Here is a 17,831-nt window from a genome sequence, read left to right on the forward strand (position 1 = left end):
CCGGCAATGCTGCAACCTAAACGTATGAAGTTTCGCAAGATGTTCAAAGGCCGCAACCGCGGTCTAGCGAACGGTACCGAAGTTAGCTTTGGTACTTTTGGTCTGAAAGCAGTCGGCCGTGGTCGTTTAACTGCTCGTCAGATCGAATCTGCACGTCGTGCCATGACACGTCACATTAAGCGTCAGGGACAAATTTGGATTCGAGTTTTCCCGGACAAACCAATTACCTCTAAGCCTCTTGAAGTGCGTATGGGTAAAGGTAAAGGTAACGTTGAATACTGGGTATGTCAGATTCAACCTGGTAAGGTTCTTTATGAGATGAATGGTGTTTCTGAAGTGATCGCTCGTGAAGCGTTTGCTTTAGCTGCTGCCAAGCTTCCAATTAAGACTACCTTCGTAACTAAGACGGTGATGTAATGAAAGCGAGCGAACTAAGAGAAAAGAGCGTTGAAGAACTGAACGCTGAACTACTTGGTCTGCTGCGTGAGCAGTTCAACCTGCGTATGCAACACGCCACTGGTCAGTTGACTCAGACTCATCAACTGAAATTAGTGCGCCGTAACATTGCGCGCGTTAAGACCATTATTACTTCTAAGGCGGGTGCATAATGTCTGATAAAATCCGTACTTTGCAAGGTCGTGTGACAAGCAACAAAATGGATAAAACCATTACTGTAGCTATCGAACGCCAAGTGAAACACCCAATCTATGGGAAGTACATTAAGCGTACGACTAAGATCCATGCACACGATGAAGCTAATCAGTGCAACGAAGGCGATGTAGTAGCGATCCGCGAATGTCGTCCTCTGTCTAAGACTAAATCTTGGACTCTGGTTGAAGTAGTATCAAAGGCCTAATTATATTAGGTATTTAGGTAAACGGCTCCAGTATTTGGGGCCGTTTGTTTTTTAATACTATACATTCCATATTTATGGTGTTATATTTGCGCGCCATTTTTGACTAAATTCAAAGCAAAAATGGTGTTTATAGTCCCAATTGTGGGAATTGTGTAGTAACGATAGCGGAGCACTTAAAATGATCCAAATGCAATCGACTCTTGACGTCGCATGTAACAGCGGCGCACGCAGAGTTCAGTGTATTAAGGTCTTGGGTGGCTCTCATCGTCGTTATGCCGGTATCGGCGACATCATCAAGGTTTCTGTTAAAGAAGCAATTCCTCGCGCTAAAGCGAAGAAAGGTGATGTGTATAACGCGGTGGTAGTCCGTACTAAGAAAGGCGTACGTCGTCCAGACGGTTCTGTCATTCGCTTCGATCGGAATGCAGCAGTTCTTCTGAACAACAACCTGCAGCCGATTGGCACTCGTATCTTTGGACCAGTGACACGTGAATTGCGCTCTGAGCAGTTCATGAAGATTGTCTCGCTGGCACCAGAAGTACTGTAAGGAGCTTCAAAATGGCAGCTAAAATCCGTCGTCAAGACGAAGTAATCGTATTAGCAGGTAAAGACAAGGGCAAACGCGCTAAAGTTGCTCAAGTATTACCTACTGGTAAGTTAATTGTTGAAGGCATCAATCTTGTCAAGAAACACCAAAAGCCAAACCCACAACTGGGTGTAGCCGGTGGTATTGTTGAGAAAGAAGCACCGATTCAAGCATCAAATGTTGCGATCTTTAACCCTGTCACTGGCAAGGCGGATCGTGTTGGTTTCCGATTTGAAGACGGCAAAAAAGTTCGTTTCTTTAAATCGAACAGTGAACTCGTTAAGTAACTGGAGTAAACGATGGCGAAACTGCATGATAAATATCAAGAGACTGTTGTCGCTGAACTGACTAAAAAGTTCGGTTATACCAGTGTCATGCAAGTCCCTCGGATTGAGAAAATCACCCTGAACATGGGTGTTGGCGAAGCCGTTGCAGACAAAAAAGTTATGGAACATGCTGTTCGTGACATGACTGCAATCGCTGGTCAAAAACCAGTAGTGACTGTTGCTCGTAAATCAGTTGCTGGTTTTAAAATCCGTGAAGGCTACCCTATTGGCTGTAAAGTGACCCTGCGCGGTGAGCGTATGTGGGAATTCTTAGAGCGTTTAGTTGACATCGCAATCCCACGTATTCGTGACTTCCGTGGTCTGAGCGCTAAAGCGTTCGACGGCCGTGGTAACTACGCAATGGGCGTGCGTGAGCAGATCATTTTCCCAGAAATCGATTACGATAAAATCGATAAAATTCGCGGTATGGATATTGTTATCACTACCTCTGCGAATTCTGACGAAGAAGGTCGTGCTTTGTTAGACGCTTTTAACTTCCCATTCAAGAAATAAGGGTAGCGTAATGGCAAAAACATCAATGAAAGCACGTGAAGCAAAGCGTGCACAGCTCGTAGCTAAGTTCGCTGAAAAGCGCGCTGCTCTGAAAGCAATTATTGCAAGTCCAGCTTCTTCTGACGAAGACCGTTGGGACGCAGTATTAAAGCTGCAAGCTCTACCACGTGATTCCAGCGCATCGCGTCAACGCAATCGTTGTAATCAAACTGGTCGCCCACATGGTTTCCTGCGTAAGTTCGGTTTAAGCCGTATCAAGTTACGTGAAGCAACCATGCGTGGTGAAGTTCCTGGCCTGCGTAAGGCTAGCTGGTAAGCACTTGTCACGGAGTAAGCTAATATGAGCATGCAAGATCCTATTGCGGATATGTTAACCCGTATTCGTAACGGCCAAGCTGCTAACAAAGTATCTGTGAAGATGCCTTCTGCTAAGCTGAAAGTCGCTATCGCGAAACTGCTTAAAGAAGAAGGTTACATCGCTGATTACGCCGTAGCAGATGAAGCCAAGCCTGAACTGGAAATCACTTTAAAGTATTTCCAAGGCCAACCAGTCGTTGAGACTATCCAGCGCGTAAGCCGTCCTGGTCTTCGTATTTACAAAGGTAAAAACGAGTTACCAAAAGTGATGGGCGGACTGGGTGTCGCAATTGTGTCCACTTCTAAAGGCCTGATGACTGATCGTGCCGCCCGCCTTGCAGGCATGGGTGGCGAGGTTATCTGCTACGTAGCATAAGGAGCTAGGAATGTCTCGTGTAGCAAAAGCACCAGTATCTATTCCAGCTGGCGTAGAGGTGACCTTAAACGAACAGACCCTGACCGTCAAAGGCGCGAAAGGAAGTCTGACTCGAGTGATCAACAATGCGGTCAATGTTGTTATTGAAGATGGCGTGATCAAGTTCCTACCTGTTGAAGGCGCTGTTGGCGCTTGGGCACAGGCTGGTACCACACGTGCATTAGTAAACAACATGGTTGTTGGTGTATCTCAAGGTTTTGAGCGTAAGTTAAAGTTAGTTGGCGTTGGTTACCGTGCGAAGCTCGTCGGTTCTGACATTGACCTGACTTTAGGTTTCTCTCATCCGTTAGTACACAAACTGCCCGCAGGCGTTACTGCAGAGTGTCCAAGCCAAACTGACATCGTCCTACGTGGCGTTGATAAGCAGTTAATTGGCCAAGTCGCTGCTGAGATTCGCGGATACCGTCCACCAGAGCCATACAAAGGCAAGGGTGTTCGCTATGACGACGAAGAAGTACGCCGTAAAGAGGCTAAGAAGAAGTAGGTAACGCGATATGGATAAGAAAACATCTCGCTTACGTCGCGCTATTCGCGCTCGTAAGAAGATCCAAGAGCTGGGCGTGAACCGTCTGGTTGTACATCGTACACCGCGTCACATTTATGCTCAGGTGATCAATCCTGAAGCTCAGGTGGTGGCAGCTGCTTCAACCGTGGAAAAAGCGGTTAAAGAGCAACTGAAGAGTACCGGTAACGTAGACGCGGCTAAAGCAGTAGGTAAATTTATTGCTGAACGCGCGATCGAGAAAGGCGTAACTACTGTTGCGTTCGATCGTTCTGGTTTCAAGTATCACGGTCGTGTAGCTGCTCTGGCAGATGCTGCTCGTGAAGCTGGCCTCCAGTTCTAAGGGGTTATAAAAATGGCTAAATTAGAAGCTCAGCAAAAAGACGATCTGCAAGAGAAATTAATTGCAGTTAATCGTGTTTCTAAAGTAGTTAAGGGCGGTCGTATCTTTAGCTTCACTGCACTAACAGTAGTGGGTGATGGTAACGGTAAGGTCGGCTATGGCTATGGTAAAGCGCGCGAAGTTCCAGCAGCGATTCAAAAAGCTATGGAAAAAGCCCGTCGTAACATGGTGACCGTTGAGTTGAATGCAGGCACTCTGCATCACCCAGTTAAAGGTCGTCATACTGGTTCACGTGTATACATGCAACCAGCATCACAGGGTACCGGTATTATCGCCGGTGGCGCAATGCGTGCCGTATTGGAAGTAGCAGGCGTTCATAACGTTCTGTCAAAAGCATACGGTTCTACTAACCCGATCAACATCGTTCGCGCAACTGTAGATGCTCTGGTGCACATGAAGTCACCTTCGCAAATCGCAGCTAAGCGTGGCCTGAATGTTGACGAAATTCGGGGGTAATGCACCATGGCAACTAAAACTGTAAAAGTTACTCAGACTAAAAGTGCTATCGGTCGTTTACCAAAGCACCGTGCGACCTTAACTGGTCTTGGTCTGCGTCGCATTGGTCACACTGTTGAATTAGAAGATACTCCTTCAGTTCGCGGTATGATCAACAAGGTCTACTACATGGTTAAGGTGGAGGATTAATAGATGCGTTTAAATACTCTATCTCCAGCTGCAGGCGCTAAGCATGCACCAAAGCGTGTAGGCCGTGGTATGGGTTCAGGCTTAGGTAAAACTGCTGGTCGTGGTCACAAAGGCCAAAAATCTCGTAGCGGTGGCGGTGTACGCCCAGGCTTCGAGGGTGGTCAAATGCCACTTAAGATCCGTTTACCTAAATTTGGTTTTACCTCGCGTCGCGCTATGGTAACAGCTGAAGTTCGTGTACTCGAACTGGCTAAAGTTAACGGTGATGTTATCGACTTAAACGCTCTGAAAGATGCGAACGTTATTACTCGCAACATCCAGTTTGCGAAAATCGTTCTTTCAGGTACCATTGAGCGCCCAGTGACCGTAAAAGGTCTGAAGGTAACCAAAGGTGCACGTGCAGCGATTGAAGCTGCTGGCGGTAAGATCGAGGAATAATACGTCGATGGCAAAACCAGGACTTGATTTAAAAAGCGCGAAAGGTGGACTTTCTGAATTGAAAGCTCGCCTCCTGTTCGTGATTGGTGCGATTATCGTCTTTAGAGCCGGTTCGTTTGTGCCAATTCCTGGTATTGACGCAGCTGTATTAGCAGAGCTGTTTGCTCAGCAAAAAGGTACCATCCTTGGCATGTTTAACATGTTCTCGGGTGGTGCTCTTTCCCGTGCTTCTATCTTTGCATTAGGTATCATGCCGTACATTTCGGCATCGATTATCATGCAGTTATTGACTGTGGTGCATCCTGCACTCGCTGAATTGAAAAAAGAAGGCGAGTCTGGACGTAAAAAAATCAGTCAGTACACACGTTGGGGTACGTTGGTGCTGGGTACATTCCAGTCGATCGGTATTGCAACAGGGTTACCAAACTTAGTCCCAGGCCTAGTGGTCAACATTGGATTCGGTTTCTACTTTGTTGCGGTTGTGAGCTTAGTTACGGGAACCATGTTCCTGATGTGGCTAGGTGAGCAAATTACCGAACGAGGTATAGGTAACGGTATCTCGATTTTAATTTTCGCAGGTATTGTTGCTGGATTACCTTCCGCTATCGGCCAAACGGCTGAGCAGGCGCGTCAAGGTGACCTGAATGTGTTAGTATTGTTGTTGCTCGCGGTAATTATTTTTGCTGTGACTTATTTCGTGGTGTTTGTAGAACGTGGTCAACGTCGTATCGTTGTTAACTACGCTAAGCGCCAGCAAGGCCGTAAGGTATTCGCTGCGCAATCTACTCACTTGCCGCTGAAAATAAACATGGCGGGTGTAATTCCTCCAATTTTTGCGTCAAGCATCATTTTGTTCCCAGGCACACTGGCTCAGTGGTTTGGTCAAAATGAGTCTATGTCATGGTTAAGTGATTTTTCACTGGCCGTGTCACCAGGACAACCGCTTTACTCATTATTGTATGCAGCAGCGATTATCTTCTTCTGTTTCTTCTATACTGCGTTGGTATTTAACCCACGTGAAACAGCAGATAACCTGAAGAAGAGTGGTGCATTCATCCCTGGGATCCGTCCTGGAGAACAGACTTCGCGTTACATTGATAAAGTAATGACTCGCCTGACATTAGCTGGCGCGTTATACATTACCTTTATCTGTTTAATTCCGGAGTTCATGTTAATTGCGTGGAAAGTACAGTTCTATTTTGGCGGTACTTCACTACTAATTATGGTAGTCGTAATCATGGACTTCATGGCTCAGGTTCAGACCCATATGATGTCACATCAGTATGAGTCTGTGATGAAGAAAGCTAACCTAGTAAACAAAGCGAACTTAGATCGCTTTGGTCGCTAAGTAGCTTTACGGAGTGATGAAATGAAAGTTCGAGCTTCCGTGAAGAAGATCTGCCGTAACTGCAAGATCGTCAAGCGTAGTGGCGTTGTACGCGTTATCTGTGTTGAACCAAAACACAAACAGCGTCAAGGCTAATTGAAAGATTGTTCAGCCCAGTTTTGGGCTGAACAAAATATTGTTTGCAAATCTGTCAACTGTCGAGTATCCTTTCGGGCTTTTCGCAGTTGGCCTTTAACTTAAGGAGTGCATAGTGGCCCGTATCGCTGGCATTAACATTCCTGATCAAAAGCATACAGTCATCGCATTGACTGCAATTTTCGGCATCGGCCGTACTCGCGCTAGAGCAATCTGCGCAGCTACGTCAATTGCTGAAACTGCTAAGATCAAGGAATTGAGCGAAGCTCAAATCGACACCCTACGCGAAGAAGTTGCCAAATACTTAGTAGAAGGTGACTTACGTCGTGAGATTTCCATGAACATCAAGCGTCTGATGGACCTTGGTTGCTATCGTGGTCTCCGCCATCGTCGTAGCCTGCCTCTTCGTGGGCAACGTACTAAGACCAATGCGCGTACGCGTAAAGGTCCACGTAAACCAATCAAGAAGTAACGGGAAGGTAGACAATGGCTAAAGTTCCGTCACGTTCTCCGCGTAAGCGCGTACGTAAACAGGTTGCAGATGGCATGGCTCATATCCATGCTTCTTTCAACAACACAATTGTCACCATTACAGATCGTCAAGGTAATGCGTTGTCATGGGCTACTTCAGGTGGTTCAGGTTTCCGTGGTTCACGTAAATCTACGCCATTTGCTGCACAGGTAGCTGCTGAGCGTGCAGGTGCTGCTGCTCAAGACTACGGTTTAAAAAACCTTGAAGTGTTTGTGAAGGGTCCAGGTCCAGGTCGTGAATCAGCCATTCGTGCGCTGAACGCTGTTGGTTATAAAATTACCAACATTACCGATGTGACGCCGATCCCTCATAATGGTTGTCGTCCTCCTAAAAAGCGTCGTGTATAACGCGTTTCATTAGGATAGTTGGAGAAAGATCATGGCAAGATACTTGGGTCCCAAGCTCAAGCTCAGCCGCCGAGAAGGTACTGACCTTTTCTTAAAAAGCGGTGTGAGAGCAATCGATTCAAAGTGTAAACTGGAATCTGCACCAGGACAGCATGGCGCTCGTAAGCCACGTCTGTCAGAGTACGGTTTACAGTTACGCGAAAAACAAAAAGTTCGTCGTATTTACGGTGTGTTAGAAAAGCAATTCCGTAACTACTACAAAGAGGCTGCACGTCTGAAAGGCAACACTGGTGAGAACCTGTTGCAACTTTTAGAAACTCGTTTAGATAACGTTGTTTATCGTATGGGTTTCGGTGCGACTCGTGCAGAATCACGTCAGCTAGTAAGCCATAAATCAATTATGGTTAACGGTCGTGTTGTTAACATTCCGTCATTCAAAGTGTCTGCGAATGATGTTGTAAGCATCCGTGAAAAGTCACGCACTCAAGCTCGTATCAAAGCGGCTTTAGAAGTGGCTGCTCAACGCGAGAAGCCTACATGGGTTGAAGTCGACAGCGCGAAAATGGAAGGTGCTTTCAAGCGTATTCCAGAACGTAGCGATTTGTCTGCGGAAATTAACGAACAGCTGATCGTCGAGCTTTACTCTAAGTAAGGCTAACAAACAAGAGAGGACACAATGCAGGGTTCTGTTACAGAATTTCTTAAACCGCGTCTCGTTGATATCGAGCAGGTTAACTCAACACGTGCCAAGGTTACTTTGGAACCGCTTGAGCGTGGTTTCGGCCACACTTTAGGTAACGCGTTGCGTCGCATCCTATTGTCGTCTATGCCCGGCTGCGCGGTTACCGAAGTCGAGATTGACGGCGTACTGCACGAATACAGCAGTAAGGAAGGCGTACAAGAAGATATCCTTGAAATCTTGCTGAACCTGAAAGGGTTAGCAGTGACTATCGAGGGTAAAGACGAGGCTATGCTTACATTAAGCAAGTCCGGCGCAGGCCCTGTCATCGCAGCAGATATCACGCATGATGGTGATGTCACTATCGTGAATCCTGATCATGTTATCTGTCATTTAACAGGTAACAATGATATCAGCATGCGTATTCGCGTTGAGCGTGGTCGTGGTTATGTGCCAGCATCTGCTCGTGCACAGACTGAAGACGATGATCGCCCAATCGGCCGTTTGCTGGTTGATGCTTCTTTCTCGCCAGTTGCACGTATTGCCTACAATGTAGAAGCAGCTCGTGTTGAACAGCGTACTGACTTGGATAAACTCGTTATCGATATGACCACTAACGGTACTATCGATCCTGAGGAAGCTATCCGTCGTTCTGCAACCATCTTAGCTGAACAGCTGGATGCGTTTGTTGAGCTGCGCGACGTGACTGAGCCAGAAATGAAAGAAGAGAAGCCGGAGTTCGATCCGATTCTGTTGCGTCCTGTCGACGATTTAGAGCTAACTGTACGTTCGGCTAACTGTTTGAAAGCCGAAGCGATTCATTACATCGGAGATCTGGTACAGCGTACTGAAGTTGAGCTGCTGAAGACCCCTAACTTAGGTAAGAAGTCTCTTACTGAAATTAAGGACGTTTTAGCTTCTCGCGGACTGTCGTTAGGTATGCGTCTGGAAAACTGGCCTCCAGCTAGTTTAGCAGACGACCTATAAGTCTCAGGTTTGTACAGATTTAGGTTATAAGGATTAGGTCATGCGCCATCGTAAGAGTGGTCGTCAACTTAACCGCAACAGCAGCCACCGCCAAGCTATGTTCCGTAACATGGCAAGCTCACTGGTTCGTCATGAGATCATCAAGACAACCGTAGCTAAAGCGAAAGAACTGCGTCGCGTAGTTGAGCCTCTGATAACACTTGCTAAGAGTGACAGCGTTGCAAACCGTCGTTTAGCGTTTGCACGTACTCGCGACGCTGAAGTCGTAGGTAAGTTATTCACTGAATTGGGTCCACGTTACCAGGAACGTCCTGGTGGCTACACCCGTATCCTTAAGTGCGGTTTACGTGCTGGTGATAAAGCCCCAATGGCTTACATCGAGCTAGTAGGTCGTCCAGAAGCTGCTCAAGCTGTTGAAGTTGAAGCTGCTGAGTAATTAAGGCTACAAAGATTGAAAAACCGGGCTCTAAGCCCGGTTTTTTGTTTTTAGCGCTTCTTAGTTAATCTACCCAAGTCGCTTGTTTCTCAATTTCCTTTGGCAGTTTGAGTTGCCATCTCTTTATCGCTGCACGGCTAAATCGATATTGGCCAAGATCATCTGTAATAGGGAAGATGTTCTCAGGCTTTTCTCCTGCAAGTATTCTAAGGGCCATGTTGGCTGCGATTGAGCCATGATGATAGCCATCGAGCACATAGCCACCTAGATTGCCATTGGCATAGATGCTAAATCCCCAAAAGCCGAAATTCGGCACCGGTGTGTGGTTGGTAATCCATTCGAGTAAGTTATCGGCATCCACTGATTGATCGTCTTCATCTCTGACAGCGTGATACAGCGCCACCACAATTGCACTATAACCATTATCCTTTGCTGCTCTGACTTGTTGTTGCCACTCTGCTAATTGGGTTAGTTGGAGAATGTGAACTTCGATATCACTTAACATGCTCGATGGTTGCTTACTGATGTACTCGGCCGCGATTTTCGAAGTATTGCTGCCATCGAAGAGCACTAGGATTTTACGATGCTTGGCTTGTGGCAATAATCTCTCGAGTAACAGTAAGGAACGCTTGAGTAACGGGCGCTCTAGCACGCCTGTGAAGCGCTTATGCTCATTTAAATGGTATTCCCGAGGATTCATATTCACCCCGAGGTAAACCACGGGAATTTGGATGCTATTGAGACGCTGATGGAGATAATGAACGGCGTTGTCATCGGCAAGGATCACCAGTTGTGGTTGTTGCTCGACAATGAACTGCCAAGCGAGTTCTGCACGTTCTGCGTAGCGCTCTTTAGCTAAGCGCTTGGTGTCCATCTCAAAGTGGCTAACTTGATGTTGTGGTGTCAGTTTATCGGCAATGGCTTGATAGTATTCTTTATCCCACTGATAGCCCTGATGGTAACTTTCGATAACCACCACTTTAGCAGCGTAGAGCATCAGCGGGTGACTGGTGAGCATTAGGAGTAGCAACAGTCGCCATCTTTTGTTAAATGGCTTAATCACATTCATAGACAGCGTCCTGCCGGAATACTGTCTTGAGTATAGTTCAGCCGTTAATTGTGAATGGATAATAAAAAAGCCTCCGAAGAGGCTCTTTGTTTATCAAAATTTACAGCATGGCGATTATTGCGCCGCTGATTTTTGCTGGCTGTAATCTAACTTCTCATGCTTTTGGCCCATGGCTTCGGCCACTTCTGGCGGCATGTAGTTTTCGTCATGCTTAGCCAGTACCTCGGTTGCGGCCAATTTGCCGTCTTCACCTAATACGCCTTGTGCCACAATACCTTGGCCTTCACGGAACAGATCCGGCAGCAGATCGTCATAGGTCACGAGAATTTCACCACCTAATGAGTCATGTACGGCAAACTGTACATGCAGGCTGTTTGGATCGCGCACCATAGAACCAACCGTTACCATACCGCCTACGCGAATACGTTGGCCCGCTTCGGGTTTAACACCGGTATCGGTTTTACCGTGTACGATCTCCGACGGTGTGTAGAATAAGTTTAAGTTGGAGTTCAGCGCATACAGCAGAAGCGAAGCAATCGCGGCTACGCCACCGATTAATGCTACAGCTAACGTCAGTCTCTTTTTGCGTCTTGGGTTCACGATTTGGTACTCCTAGTCTCTTTAAGGCGTTCTTCGCGGTTCATCTTCTTCGCGATTTCAATCAGTACTTTGCGCTTTTGGCGCGCACTAGTGATGATCAGCGTCGATAAACAGAAGAATGTCACGCCATAGGCAAGCCATACATAAAAGGCATAGCCACCCATGTTGAAAAAATCACTGATAGAATCGAATTGCATTATTTGACCTCCTCAGCTTTAGCAAGTTCACGCACCCAAGGGCGCATGCCGTTTCTTGCTAATATTTCTGCTCTAAATCTCACAATTGTGATAGCCCCTATCATAAGGCCGAAACCTAAAATATTGATTAAAAGTGGGTATAACATTTCGCTCGACATAGTCGATTTAGAGGTAATTTTGATAGTTGATGGTTGGTGCAGAGAGCTCCACCATTCAACTGAGTATTTGATGACCGGAATGTTGATCACGCCGACGATCGCTAAGATCCCCGCTGCACGTGCTGCCAGTACTTTGTCTTCGAAGGAAGCATAGAGCGAGATCACGCCTAAGTAGAGGAATAGGAGAACTAATTCAGACGTTAGACGTGCATCCCATACCCACCAAGTACCCCACATGGGTTTACCCCAAGTCGCGCCAGTAAAGAGGGCGATAAAGGTAATCACGGCGCCAATCGGTGCAATGGATGCGGCGGCCCAATCGGCCAGTTTAATTTGCCATACGAGGCCGATAAATGCGGCTGTCGCCATACCCATGTAGGCGGCCATTGACATTGAGGCTGCCGGGACATGGATAAAGATAATCCGGTAGCTGTCGCCCTGTTGATAATCTGTTGGGGCAAACATTAATCCCCATACCGTGCCGACGGCAATAAAAAGGCAGGCTAAGGTGGCAAACCATGGAAATAATGTTCCTGATAATTTGTAAGCGCGCTCAGGATCCGCGTAAGGGTGTAACCATTTCCACATTTTAGTTAGTACTCACTCGCAGAGATGCACCAATTGCAAAGGGTGCTAAGGTTAACGAACCGATCAACATGGCGCCAATTATAGCGAGCTGACCATCATAGGGTAAATTCATTCCTGCAGCATCTATGGCGCTGGTCGCGAAAATCAGCACAGGAATATAAAGTGGTAAAATAAGCAGGCTCAGTAACACGCCGCCTTTACGCAGACCCACGGTAAGGGCCACACCAATTGCGCCTAAGAGGGACAATACTGGCGTACCCAGTGCGAGTGTTGCAATCAGCGCACCATAGCTGTTGGCGTCTAAGTTGAGCAGCACCGCCAGCAGGGGCGCGATTATAATCAGTGGCACGCCAGTCAGTAGCCAGTGGGCTAATACTTTGGCCAATACCAATACCGAGAGTGGCTGTGGGCTGAGTAGCATTTGCTCTAAGCTGCCATCGCTAAAGTCGGCTTTAAATAGACGCTCGAGTGAAAGCATAGACGCGAGTAATGCCGCAACCCAAATAATCCCTGGAGCAATACGGGCTAGCATTTGTGGTTCGGGGCCAATCCCCAGAGGGAATAGAGTCACGACCATGATGAAGAATAACAAGGGATTAAAGATATCACCGCGGTGACGAATGGCGATTTTTAGATCCCGCTGCAGTAATGTTAAAAACGCTTGGGTAAAGCTGATGCCTCTTTTCATTATGCCAAACCTTATACGAAGCGATAATCTAGACGAATTTTACGAAGCCTATCATCTTTGATAATGCCCATATCTTGGTGAGTGGTGAGGATCACGCAGCCACCATTATCCGCATGTTGAATAAATAACTGTTCAAGCTCTTCGACACCTCTTTTATCGATTGCGGTAAAAGGCTCATCGAGGATCCACACTTTACAGTCATTGTGCCAGAGTCTGGCTAATGCTGTACGGCGGTGTTGACCAGCGGATAAATGCCCGGCGAGTGCTTCCTCAAACCCGGCTAAATTCACTTTAGCGAGAATGGCGGAAGTATCGAAATCATCATAGCCACTGATTCTTAAATTGAAGTTAAGGTTTTCTTCGGCGGTTAATTCGGATTTCACCCCGGCAAGATGGCCTAAATACAATAGATCTTCGTTATATTCGTCGCGGCAACGGTTAATATCTTCATTGAGATAAAAAGTTTGTCCAGCGTAGGGACGAGATAAGCCTGCCAATATACGTAATAAACTGGTTTTGCCGGCGCCATTGGGGCCTTCGATCTGGACGATATCGCCAGCATTAATATCAAAACTTAATTCATCAAACAGGATGCGTTCTTCGCGGATACATGTCAGCTTGCTCGCCGATACCAGTGTGTTTACTGAAGTTATATTTGTCACTGAACCCTCTATCTCAAGCCGGAAGGAAACACAAGTGATTCTAACACAAACGATATTGCGGGGTTTACACTTGCTTAATACTAGATGTCAGCAATTTGATGTGGTTCCAATAACCGCAATATTTCTCGAACTAATCGAACTTTTTTAATACTTGCTAATATATTAACGAATTTGTCACGCTTGTCGCCTTATATCATTTGTGCTGAGATTCTAATCACAAAAAGATGAGATTTATTGAAGTTTGTAGTAATCTTAGTCCGCTATAATGAGTCTGCCTCAAAGGGCAGCGAGAGCTTTGTACGTATTTGCATTAGGAACATTGAACATGAAAAAACTGTTAGCAATGACTGCAGTCGCTGCTTTGACTATGTCAGTCAACGTTTCAGCTCAAGATGCTGAAGCTATTTTCAACAAGGCATGTACCGTATGCCACAGCATGGGTGTTGCTGGTGCTCCAAAGGCGCACAACGCTGCTGAGTGGGAGCCACGCTTAGCAAAAGGTATGGACACTCTGTTACACAGTGTAAAAACTGGCTTAAACGCAATGCCACCAGGTGGTATGTGTACTGATTGTACTGACGAAGATTACAAAGCAGCTATCGAGTTTATGTCTAAAGCTCAGTAATTTTTGCAGTGTTAAAAAAACCGGCATTAGCCGGTTTTTTTATGTCTGCGCTAAGCCGAAACTTAGCGCTAGGCGCGGATAACTTATTGCACTTGGGTGTCTAACACTAAGCTTGCAGTATCACCCACATTCACTTTGCTGACCTTGCCTTGAATATCACCTGCCTGAGGTTTGATATTGCCATGCTTAGACAACACCGCAATCACTTCAACACTCGCAGTTTGGCTCAGTTTCACATCGCCACCCATACCCGTGCTGTCATCGAGCGTTACTGTTACCGGTAAAGATTTTGCGCTCACCTTAGTTGCCGCTAATGGCACTTTAGGACCTTCGGTCGCACGGGCGAAGACGAAGATAGTGTCATCAGGGCCAGCTTGTGCGGCCAGTTCGGGTGAAATTGAAATCGCAATACTTACAGACTTAGTCGCAACTTTTGCCTGCTTGTGGACATCATCGTTTGGCATGCCAGCGGTTTCGCCTTGCATACGCAGGTTTGCTGTTTCAATGGCATTCATCAGCGCGGCGCGATCTACATCGGTGCGGTCGCTATTGAGAATGGTTTGCCATGAATCAATGGCTTTTTGATAGTTAGCGGTGAAGAAAGCATCCATACCCACGAGCAGTAAGGTTGATGGATCCTGTGGATCTAATGCTAAAGATTCATCAATTAAAGCTTGAATTTGCGGAGTCATTTGCTGACCCGCTTTATAGTACAAGGCTGTTGCTTTTGGACCAATTAATTCAGCGTGTTTACCGACTAATTCCATCACCTTATCGAAGGCTGCTACAGCTTTATCGAATTGGTTAGCAGAGATATAAGCGTGACCTAGGCTGAACCAAGCTTGGCTGTTTTCAGGTTCGGCTTGTATTTGAGCTTCCATCATCTGTACGCGTTGTGCCATGATTTGCGCCGCGTCCATACCCGCATGTGGGTTAGCAGGTTGGGTGTTGCCGATATTCTCAAAGGCACCCAAGTGCTGATAGAGGTAACCTGAAATCGCAATCAAGCAGACCGACATGACCGATGGCCATAAAATGCTCTTAGGTTTGATCTGGTTGACGAGTGAATCATCGCTCGCTTGTTTGATGTCTTGGAGCAGGCTGATTTCTAGCTCTTTCTTCAGTGCATCAAATTCAGCTTGGTCGAGCAGTTCTTCATTGAGTTCTTTCTCAAGAGTGGCAAGACGTTCATTGAACAATTCAAGGTTAGTTTGTCTGCGAACGCCGGCTTCTTCAGTGCGTAACAACTTTTGCTGTCTGAAATGCGGGATCCAGATCAGCGTTAAGCTGACCAACACAACAAGCGCAATAAAAATCCAAAATGTCGTCATTGTTTCTATATTCACTTTAGTTTGCATAAAAGCGGTTGTTACCGCCGGCTTGGAAGCAAGATTATACGTAAAGATTATTCATTGAACAGTAATATAAGACCTTCAACGCAGTGAAAACTGAGAGTTGGGCACTGGTTCACAAATTGATCCATCAGGTAAATTTTGTATGAAACTTAAGGCTCATTTATCTGTCACATGCAAAACTGTAGGCCTGTGATGGCTCCATTTCGACAAAAATCGAGAATGAGACAAGTCACCCAGTTTTGTATGAAAGAGGCAGACAGGAACAATAGCAAATACTAAAATGAACAAAATTTCGTGCATTTGTGTGAACAGCATGTTGTGCGTTGGTCTAGAGTCTTTCTAAATCAACATATTATTAGAGACTGAGGAAAACCCATGATCCCAGAACTTGGACACTTTTCGCTGATTATAGGAGTGGCATTCGCCTTCTTATTAGTCAGCGTTCCCCTTATAGGTGTTGCCCGTAAAGACCAATATCTAGTGAGGTATGCTTGGCCGTTAACCTACGGAATGTTCTTTTTTATCGCTTTATCCGTAGTATCTCTTGGTTACAGCTTCGCCGTTGATGACTTCTCCGTTGCCTATGTGGCACATCACTCGAACTCCCAGTTACCTATCTTCTTTAAGATTGCGGCCGTATGGGGCGGTCATGAAGGGTCACTGCTGTTCTGGGTGTTTGCGCTATCGACCTGGGCGGCTTCGGTTGCCTTATTCAGTAAAGGCTTAGAAGAAGTGTTCACCGCTAGGGTTTTAGCGGTACTGGCGTTGATCGTGATTGGCTTCAGCTTATTTATGCTACTCACCTCTAGCCCATTTGAACGCCTATTCCCAATGCCAGCCGAAGGTCGTGACTTAAACCCAATGCTGCAGGACGTGGGCTTAATCTTCCATCCACCTATGTTGTACTTAGGTTATGTGGGCTTCTCGGTAAGCTTCGCGTTTGCGATTGCCGCTCTCATGAGTGGTCACCTTGACTCTGCTTGGGCACGTTGGTCACGTCCTTGGACCTTAGCCGCTTGGATTTTCCTCACAGGCGGTATTGCATTAGGTTCTTGGTGGGCATACTACGAATTAGGCTGGGGCGGCTGGTGGTTCTGGGATCCCGTAGAAAACGCTTCCTTTATGCCTTGGTTAGTAGGTACAGCATTAGTGCATTCACTGATCGTGACCGAAAAACGTGGTGCGTTCCGTAACTGGACCGTATTACTGTCTATCTTCGCGTTCTCTTTAAGCTTACTCGGCACCTTTATCGTGCGTTCTGGTGTATTGACTTCAGTACACTCGTTTGCAGCCGATCCAAGCCGCGGTATGTTCATTCTGTTATTACTGGGTCTAGCGATTGGTGGTTCACTCACGCTGTTCGCCTTCCGCGCCAGTGAAATGAGCAGCCCAGCACGTTTCGAGTTGAAATCAAAAGAAACCATGCTGTTAGTCTGTAACGTGTTACTCACGGTTGCAGCGGGTACTGTGTTGTTAGGAACTCTATATCCACTGCTGATCGATGCCTTAGGCATGGGTAAGATTTCTGTTGGACCTCCATACTTCAATGCTGTGTTTGTGCCTATCGTCCTCGTACTGTTTGGCTTTATGGGTGTCGGTCCAATCATCCGCTGGAAGAAATCCAAAGCCGGTGAGCTCAAACGTCAATTACTGGTGCCTGCATTAGTCTCAGCAGCGATTGGTATCGTGACACCGTTTATTGTGGATGGTGCGTTCAACGCTTGGGTTGCCTGTGGTATCGCCGCTGCGTCTTGGATTGTGTTAGCGACGGCAAGAGCCGCGTATAACATCGTTAAGCCAAAAGAAGGCGAAGTGAGCGTGGCACGTATGGGCCGCAGCGAACTAGGGATGATCTTAGCCCACTTAGGTATTGCCGTGTCGGTGATTGGTGCCACTATGGTATCGAACTACTCGGTTGAGAAGAGTGTGCGTATGGGCCCAGGCGTGAGCCAAGAGCTTGCGGGTTATACCTTTAAGTATCTCGAGACTAAGAACGTCGTCGGTCCTAACTACACCGCGCAACAAGGTCAAATTGAGATCTACAAAGGCGATAAACTGCTGACGTTACTCAAGCCTGATCGTCGCCAATACAATGTGCGTACTATGGACATGACCGAAGCGGGTATCGATTGGGGTCTGTTCCGTGACTTATATGTCACCATGGGCGACCCAATCAGCAGCACCGAGTTTGCTGTGCGTTTGAACTACAAGCCATTTGTTCGCTGGTTATGGTTTGGAGCAATATTCATGATGGTCGGTGGTTTCTTTGCCGCATCGGATAAACGCTATCGCTCAAAAGTGGCGGCTACGGTTAAGCCACAAGCTGAAAAAGCGAAATTAGCTACCGCGCAATAGTTGGGGAA

General features: G+C 46.7%; 29 protein-coding genes. 22 read left to right on the top strand and 7 right to left on the bottom strand.

What is annotated here, in order from left to right; genetic code table 11:
* Nucleotides 1-6 precede the first annotated feature (6 nt).
* The 20 genes from rplP (at nt 7) to rplQ (ending at nt 9,526) form a co-directional block, all read left to right on the top strand.
* On the top strand, nt 7-417 hold the full coding sequence (gene rplP, locus K0H59_RS01020) for a 50S ribosomal protein L16 (protein ID WP_006083593.1): 411 nt from the start codon (nt 7-9) through the stop codon (nt 415-417).
* Entirely contained in the window at nt 417-608 is a 192-nt protein-coding gene (rpmC, locus tag K0H59_RS01025) for a 50S ribosomal protein L29 (RefSeq protein ID WP_007644429.1), read from the top strand. Before rplP ends, rpmC begins: the two co-directional genes overlap by 1 nt.
* Nucleotides 608-856 (top strand): 30S ribosomal protein S17, encoded by a 249-nt coding sequence (rpsQ, locus tag K0H59_RS01030; RefSeq protein ID WP_011070622.1) that lies wholly within the window; start codon nt 608-610, stop codon nt 854-856. Before rpmC ends, rpsQ begins: the two co-directional genes overlap by 1 nt.
* Before the next feature lie 178 nt (nt 857-1,034).
* Nucleotides 1,035-1,403, top strand: a complete 369-nt coding sequence (gene rplN, locus K0H59_RS01035) for a 50S ribosomal protein L14 (protein ID WP_011715463.1) — start codon at nt 1,035-1,037, stop codon at nt 1,401-1,403.
* Between the two features lie 11 nt (nt 1,404-1,414).
* Entirely contained in the window at nt 1,415-1,729 is a 315-nt protein-coding gene (rplX, locus tag K0H59_RS01040; RefSeq protein WP_011070623.1) for a 50S ribosomal protein L24, read from the top strand.
* A 12-nt stretch (nt 1,730-1,741) separates the two neighbouring features.
* Nucleotides 1,742-2,281 carry a 50S ribosomal protein L5 gene (gene rplE, locus K0H59_RS01045; protein ID WP_011715464.1) on the top strand — a complete coding sequence of 180 codons (540 nt, stop codon included), beginning with the start codon at nt 1,742-1,744 and terminating at the stop codon, nt 2,279-2,281.
* Nucleotides 2,282-2,291: 10 nt separating this feature from the next.
* Nucleotides 2,292-2,597: a 30S ribosomal protein S14 gene (gene rpsN / locus K0H59_RS01050; RefSeq protein ID WP_011715465.1), complete on the top strand. Its 306-nt coding sequence runs from the start codon at nt 2,292-2,294 to the stop codon at nt 2,595-2,597.
* Nucleotides 2,598-2,621: 24 nt separating this feature from the next.
* A complete protein-coding gene (rpsH, locus tag K0H59_RS01055; RefSeq protein WP_007644434.1) occupies nt 2,622-3,014 on the top strand; it encodes a 30S ribosomal protein S8 in 393 nt (130 codons plus the stop codon).
* 10 nt (nt 3,015-3,024) lie between these two features.
* Nucleotides 3,025-3,558 carry a 50S ribosomal protein L6 gene (gene rplF, locus K0H59_RS01060; protein WP_011715466.1) on the top strand — a complete coding sequence of 178 codons (534 nt, stop codon included), beginning with the start codon at nt 3,025-3,027 and terminating at the stop codon, nt 3,556-3,558.
* A 10-nt stretch (nt 3,559-3,568) separates the two neighbouring features.
* The gene (gene rplR / locus K0H59_RS01065; protein ID WP_011715467.1) at nt 3,569-3,919 is read left to right on the top strand and encodes a 50S ribosomal protein L18; all 351 of its coding nucleotides are present in this window, start codon (nt 3,569-3,571) and stop codon (nt 3,917-3,919) included.
* Between the two features lie 12 nt (nt 3,920-3,931).
* A complete protein-coding gene (rpsE, locus tag K0H59_RS01070) occupies nt 3,932-4,435 on the top strand; it encodes a 30S ribosomal protein S5 (RefSeq protein WP_007644438.1) in 504 nt (167 codons plus the stop codon).
* A gap of 6 nt (nt 4,436-4,441) precedes the next feature.
* A complete protein-coding gene (rpmD, locus tag K0H59_RS01075; RefSeq protein WP_007644440.1) occupies nt 4,442-4,624 on the top strand; it encodes a 50S ribosomal protein L30 in 183 nt (60 codons plus the stop codon).
* Nucleotides 4,625-4,627: 3 nt separating this feature from the next.
* Nucleotides 4,628-5,062, top strand: a complete 435-nt coding sequence (gene rplO, locus K0H59_RS01080) for a 50S ribosomal protein L15 (RefSeq protein ID WP_011070628.1) — start codon at nt 4,628-4,630, stop codon at nt 5,060-5,062.
* 7 nt (nt 5,063-5,069) lie between these two features.
* On the top strand, nt 5,070-6,410 hold the full coding sequence (gene secY, locus K0H59_RS01085) for a preprotein translocase subunit SecY (protein ID WP_011621032.1): 1,341 nt from the start codon (nt 5,070-5,072) through the stop codon (nt 6,408-6,410).
* Between the two features lie 21 nt (nt 6,411-6,431).
* Nucleotides 6,432-6,545: a 50S ribosomal protein L36 gene (gene rpmJ / locus K0H59_RS01090; RefSeq protein WP_006083579.1), complete on the top strand. Its 114-nt coding sequence runs from the start codon at nt 6,432-6,434 to the stop codon at nt 6,543-6,545.
* Between the two features lie 115 nt (nt 6,546-6,660).
* A complete protein-coding gene (rpsM, locus tag K0H59_RS01095; protein WP_011070630.1) occupies nt 6,661-7,017 on the top strand; it encodes a 30S ribosomal protein S13 in 357 nt (118 codons plus the stop codon).
* 14 nt (nt 7,018-7,031) lie between these two features.
* Nucleotides 7,032-7,424, top strand: a complete 393-nt coding sequence (rpsK, locus tag K0H59_RS01100; protein WP_006083577.1) for a 30S ribosomal protein S11 — start codon at nt 7,032-7,034, stop codon at nt 7,422-7,424.
* Between the two features lie 31 nt (nt 7,425-7,455).
* Entirely contained in the window at nt 7,456-8,076 is a 621-nt protein-coding gene (gene rpsD, locus K0H59_RS01105) for a 30S ribosomal protein S4 (protein ID WP_011715468.1), read from the top strand.
* 24 nt (nt 8,077-8,100) lie between these two features.
* Nucleotides 8,101-9,090, top strand: a complete 990-nt coding sequence (locus K0H59_RS01110) for a DNA-directed RNA polymerase subunit alpha (protein ID WP_011070632.1) — start codon at nt 8,101-8,103, stop codon at nt 9,088-9,090.
* Between the two features lie 40 nt (nt 9,091-9,130).
* Complete coding sequence (gene rplQ, locus K0H59_RS01115) at nt 9,131-9,526, top strand: 50S ribosomal protein L17 (RefSeq protein ID WP_011621033.1); 396 nt, start codon at nt 9,131-9,133, stop codon at nt 9,524-9,526.
* Between the two features lie 64 nt (nt 9,527-9,590).
* On the opposite strand, the gene K0H59_RS01120 is transcribed toward rplQ, so the two are convergent.
* The 6 genes from K0H59_RS01120 to ccmA all read right to left on the bottom strand — a co-directional run bounded on the left by K0H59_RS01120 (nt 9,591) and on the right by ccmA (nt 13,488).
* Entirely contained in the window at nt 9,591-10,595 is a 1,005-nt protein-coding gene (locus K0H59_RS01120; RefSeq protein ID WP_220054399.1) for an ABC transporter substrate-binding protein, read from the bottom strand.
* Between the two features lie 114 nt (nt 10,596-10,709).
* On the bottom strand, nt 10,710-11,195 hold the full coding sequence (gene ccmE / locus K0H59_RS01125; RefSeq protein WP_011715470.1) for a cytochrome c maturation protein CcmE: 486 nt from the start codon (nt 11,193-11,195) through the stop codon (nt 10,710-10,712).
* Entirely contained in the window at nt 11,192-11,392 is a 201-nt protein-coding gene (gene ccmD / locus K0H59_RS01130; RefSeq protein ID WP_011621036.1) for a heme exporter protein CcmD, read from the bottom strand. Before ccmD ends, ccmE begins: the two co-directional genes overlap by 4 nt.
* Complete coding sequence (locus tag K0H59_RS01135; protein WP_220054400.1) at nt 11,392-12,138, bottom strand: heme ABC transporter permease; 747 nt, start codon at nt 12,136-12,138, stop codon at nt 11,392-11,394. Before K0H59_RS01135 ends, ccmD begins: the two co-directional genes overlap by 1 nt.
* 1 nt (nt 12,139) lies before the next feature.
* Nucleotides 12,140-12,826, bottom strand: a complete 687-nt coding sequence (ccmB, locus tag K0H59_RS01140) for a heme exporter protein CcmB (protein WP_011715472.1) — start codon at nt 12,824-12,826, stop codon at nt 12,140-12,142.
* A gap of 11 nt (nt 12,827-12,837) precedes the next feature.
* Nucleotides 12,838-13,488, bottom strand: a complete 651-nt coding sequence (gene ccmA, locus K0H59_RS01145) for a cytochrome c biogenesis heme-transporting ATPase CcmA (RefSeq protein ID WP_086904164.1) — start codon at nt 13,486-13,488, stop codon at nt 12,838-12,840.
* A 325-nt stretch (nt 13,489-13,813) separates the two neighbouring features.
* Here ccmA and K0H59_RS01150 point away from each other — a divergent pair, with 325 nt between their 5' ends.
* A complete protein-coding gene (locus K0H59_RS01150) occupies nt 13,814-14,113 on the top strand; it encodes a cytochrome c5 family protein (RefSeq protein WP_011621040.1) in 300 nt (99 codons plus the stop codon).
* 83 nt (nt 14,114-14,196) lie between these two features.
* Here K0H59_RS01150 and ccmI read toward each other — a convergent pair whose 3' ends face one another.
* Entirely contained in the window at nt 14,197-15,444 is a 1,248-nt protein-coding gene (gene ccmI / locus K0H59_RS01155; protein ID WP_089066699.1) for a c-type cytochrome biogenesis protein CcmI, read from the bottom strand.
* Nucleotides 15,445-15,843: 399 nt separating this feature from the next.
* On the opposite strand from ccmI, the gene K0H59_RS01160 reads away from it, so the two are divergent.
* Nucleotides 15,844-17,823, top strand: coding sequence for a heme lyase CcmF/NrfE family subunit (locus K0H59_RS01160; RefSeq protein WP_011715475.1), 1,980 nt, complete (start codon nt 15,844-15,846; stop codon nt 17,821-17,823).
* Nucleotides 17,824-17,831: the final 8 nt, after the last annotated feature.

This window comes from Shewanella sp. FJAT-51649, from assembly GCF_019457435.1.
Lineage (GTDB): Bacteria > Pseudomonadota > Gammaproteobacteria > Enterobacterales > Shewanellaceae > Shewanella > Shewanella mangrovisoli.